This is a genomic window from Psychrobacter sp. T6-1 (genome assembly GCF_052258445.1).
This window is the reverse complement of sequence record NZ_JBQQFC010000586.1, coordinates 1-940: the sequence shown is the minus strand read 5'-3', so window position 1 is coordinate 940 and position 940 is coordinate 1. Positions and strand designations below refer to the sequence as shown.

Sequence of the window (940 nt, the reverse complement as noted above, 5' to 3'; positions counted from 1 at the left end):
CAAGCGCTCACCGCTTGGCGTACGCCCTCGGCTAAACGGTGATGACGCGCGTAAACATTCTCAAGCCCTTCCTCAAATAGCATATCGAGGCTGGCGCGCATCCCATAAATCAGATTAAGTGGCGGAGTGTAAGGAAATCCGCCATTGGTATTGGCTTTTAGCATGTCACGAAAGTCAAAATAGGTACGTGGCAGTTTTGCTTGATCCATGGCAGTCAAGGCTTTTGGACTGATAGCTAGTATTGCCATACCCGTTGCGAGCATAAAGCCTTTTTGTGAACCAGCTATAGCGATATCCACGCCCCATTCATCCATCTTAAACGGCACACAAGCGATTGAGCTGACCCCGTCGACGAGCAACAGGGCAGGGTGATCGGCGCTATCGATCGCCGTGCGTACCGCACCAATATCGCTTAGCACGCCAGTTGCGGTCTCATTATGCGTCACCATCAAAGCTTTGATCTCATGATTGGTGTCCGCTGCCAATATATTCTGAAACTCATCAGCAGGTGCGCCGTCGCCCCATTCGCATTCGATCACTTGCACATCGAGACCATGACGCTGACACATATCAATCCAGCGATGCGAGAACATACCGTAGCGGGCAATCAGTACTTTATCACCAGGGGACAAGGTGTTGCTGATAGCCGCTTCCCAGCCGCCTGTGCCGCTTGAGGTGAATAAAAGCACTTCGCCCTCACTGGTACCAAACACTATTTTGGCATCTTGAAGTACTGGTAAAAAGGTGTTTGAAAAGTCAGGGGCACGGTGATCTTGAGTTGGCACGTTCATCGCATGGCGGAGTCTTTCTGGAATATTGGTAGGGCCAGGGATAAAAATAGGGTTTTGTAGAGACATGATTGACGTCCTTGTATATGTGTATAAAGGTGACACAATAGTTGTATAGGCAGGGTTTCATGCGAATGTAATGCAAGAGTCTT

1 protein-coding gene is annotated in these 940 nt (G+C 49.4%); it reads right to left on the bottom strand.

Going from position 1 to position 940, the window contains the following annotated elements:
• Positions 1-857, bottom strand: an 857-nt coding sequence (locus tag ACTXGO_RS14765) for an aminotransferase class V-fold PLP-dependent enzyme (RefSeq protein WP_443575054.1), incomplete at its 3' end; no start/stop codon positions are given.
• Between the last annotated feature and the right edge of the window lie 83 nt (positions 858-940).